The organism is Priestia sp. P5_B4 (assembly GCF_056400385.1).
Genome location: NZ_JBFULJ010000486.1, coordinates 1 through 2,846, shown reverse-complemented (window position 1 = coordinate 2,846; position 2,846 = coordinate 1). Strand labels below are relative to the sequence as shown.

General features: G+C 37.1%; 3 protein-coding genes and 1 pseudogene. 3 read left to right on the top strand and 1 reads right to left on the bottom strand.

Annotated features, from left to right (window positions below; genetic code table 11):
• Nucleotides 1-409 precede the first annotated feature (409 nt).
• Nucleotides 410-1,492, top strand: a complete 1,083-nt coding sequence (locus AC1DRF_RS21725; protein WP_427076447.1) for a tyrosine-type recombinase/integrase — start codon at nt 410-412, stop codon at nt 1,490-1,492.
• Nucleotides 1,493-1,633: 141 nt separating this feature from the next.
• A complete protein-coding gene (locus tag AC1DRF_RS21720) occupies nt 1,634-2,068 on the top strand; it encodes a hypothetical protein (RefSeq protein WP_013083346.1) in 435 nt (144 codons plus the stop codon).
• A 36-nt stretch (nt 2,069-2,104) separates the two neighbouring features.
• Here the strand turns inward: AC1DRF_RS21720 and AC1DRF_RS21715 are convergent, their stop codons facing one another.
• On the bottom strand, nt 2,105-2,557 hold the full coding sequence (locus tag AC1DRF_RS21715; RefSeq protein ID WP_427076448.1) for a MarR family winged helix-turn-helix transcriptional regulator: 453 nt from the start codon (nt 2,555-2,557) through the stop codon (nt 2,105-2,107).
• A 198-nt stretch (nt 2,558-2,755) separates the two neighbouring features.
• Here AC1DRF_RS21715 and AC1DRF_RS21710 point away from each other — a divergent pair.
• Nucleotides 2,756-2,846, top strand: a pseudogene (locus AC1DRF_RS21710) (HAD family hydrolase); the annotation flags it as partial.

The window sequence follows — 2,846 nt, the reverse complement described above, 5'->3', positions numbered from 1 at the left end:
ATGGTGTCTTGGATGTATTGTACCCATAAACTTGTAATTTCTGATGACGTCAATCTACTTTTCTGATTATCCAAATTCGGCACCTCCAATTATTACCTAAACTCCTACTGGTGTTCCCAAAACATTGCTGTCTAACACAATCAAAATCCTTTACCAAAATAACGCAAGATAACTCTTCCTTATCAAGCGTTCATATGATAAAGTAGAGAAATAAGCAGAAAATAGAATTAATTTTACATATAATGGATGTTTTTATTAAAATCTTTAAAAACAGGCTTTTTAAATTAGGTTTTGAGAGGTTTTTAAAAATTTTTAATGGTATTTGTTGCGAATTGATAAAAAATCGTTATATTCCATTCTGGATCACTTGAAAGGGGTACCTTTGTTTTTAATCATTAGGAGGGGTAAAATGGAAGAATTTGAATTGTCGCCTGTGAAAAATTCGTTTCGCCAGCTAAAAGAGCAGTGGGAAGAGGCAGAGCTGTTAGATGAAGATAACAATTTGAATTTGAAGCACGTTTCAGATGAAGAGTTTATTCAGCTCTTTTTTTCAATGCGTATTATCAAAAAATCACTTTCTCCTCATACGATCAGATCTTACAATCAAGACATGAAAACGATTCTGTCTTTTTTCTACGAACGAGAGATTACATTAAAATCGATTGGATTTATGGAAGTCAAATTATTTAATGAAGAAATGATGAATCAATATGCCAATCGCACCGCTGCAAGAAAGCTAGAATTTTTTAGAAGAATGCTAGAGTTTGGACACGCTACTCATTTTTATCCTTCGCTGTATACAACGTGGATTGAAAAACCATCTATTGCAAAAGGACATTACAGCGACAAGGAAAAACAAAATCGCACCGAGTACCGAGAACTAACCGACCGCGAAGCCCAGGTGATTATAAATGCATTAGAATCAGTCGTGCGCATTCGTCAGCATGAAAAGGAATTCAAAGCGCGCAATCGCTTAATGGGAATGCTTTTGTATATGAGTGGAATGCGTTCAAGTGAACTGCTGAGTTTAAATTGGGGAAGCTTCCGGGAAGACCGCCGCGGAAATTTGGTTGTAGATGTGATTGGTAAAGGAAAAAAAGAACGAACGATTCCCGTGTTTGATGATGTGAAAGAAACGCTTTTCACTTACCGGCAAGCGTTAAATGAAAGCACTGAACTAAGTCCTTTTGACACCGAACCGCTTTTTTACTCCATTAAAGAGTACTATCGTACCGGCGAAAAGAAGCGATTATCCTATACAACGTTGTATCGAACGATTAAATCAGCTGTTTATAAAGTAAAAGGAAACGCGTCTATTTCTCCTCATTGGTTTCGTCATACCTTTATTACAAACAGTTTAGCTAATGACGTTCCGCTTGCGGTTGTGAAGCAAGTAGTAGGGCATTCTTCTATTGCTACAACGAACGTTTATCTTGAAAAACTTCAAGAAGATACGGTATACGACGCGTTTCGAAAATCGGGGTATCGCTAATTACCTATAATATTTTTATGTAAACTAAAAAACATATATTTTCATTTTTACTGCTTATGCGTATGAAATAAGTTGTATAAATGAATAAGTTACTTTTCCTACAATATAATGGTAGAAAGTCGATAAAGGAGGGAGCTATCTATGACGGCTAAACATCCGCTTCACTACCATTTCGGAGAAGTAACGGAGCTTTTTCATTACATATACGAAGTTTGTGAAACAGCAGGTATTTATATTGACTGGAGCGGAACAGCCCAAACCGTTCAGCTATATCGAAGCAAAGAATCTTTTTTATCCGGAGAACGCTACATCGGAGCGATTCAGTATGAGGGAAGCAATCAGTTTCAAAAAAGATGGCCTTCTACCGTCAGTTTGAGGTTTCGACGTGCGAACTTGTCGTTTATTTTAAAATATTGTTTAGAACAAATTGAAGACTACCGCAAAGACACGAACAAAGAACCCTTCATTAATCCAAATGCAGAATCCATCGCGTTTAAATTCACCTCTTTAACAGATGAAACCAAACAAGTGATTTCAAAAATCAAAGAAGTGCTATGCATCGCCAACTACGTGTAAAACCCCGCAGAATGTTAGCTGTGGGGTTTTGGGTATTTAACGCAGGTCTTCTGCGTCTTGAAGCAATTGTTCGGCGCGGTATTCAAGTTTTTGTAAAGTTTCGGTATAAATTTTCACCTGCTGCTCGTTTAATTCGGACGTTAATTCGAAAAATACCTGCTCCACAGCAGGCGTTACTTCTGTTTTTAAACGCAGGCCACCTTCTGTTATTTGAATAAAAAACGAGCGGCGATCTTCTGGATTTCTGATACGCTGAATCCAATTTTGTTTTTCTAGTAAATCTAAAATTTTAGTCAGCGTCGCTTGATCTTTATCCGCTCGTTCAGCTAATTGTTTCTGCGTACTATATTCAGCTTCTGATACGCGTTTTAAAACGGTCCACTGTTCTGGTGTAATCCCAAAAGGGCGCAAGCGTGCGGCAACTACTCTGCTTAAGCGCTTACTTGTACGAACGGTGGGAATGCCGAACATTTCTTCTAACGATTCCATATAAAACCTCCTGCATACATACATGCTGTGATTATATCAGCTGTTTTTATTTCTGTAAATTTGTTTGTAAAGAGGACGCTTGATAAAAATAAATTTACAGAATAAATCGCAAATACACTAGACTTATTGTGTGTATCCTTGTAATCTAGTGTAAGAATAGTTAAACTTTTTCAAAAACAGTAGGGGGTACACACATCCATGATTAAAGCGGTATTTTTCGACTTAGATGACACGCTACTTTGGGACCAAAAAAGCGTAAAAGAAGCATTCGTTGCGACATGTACATATG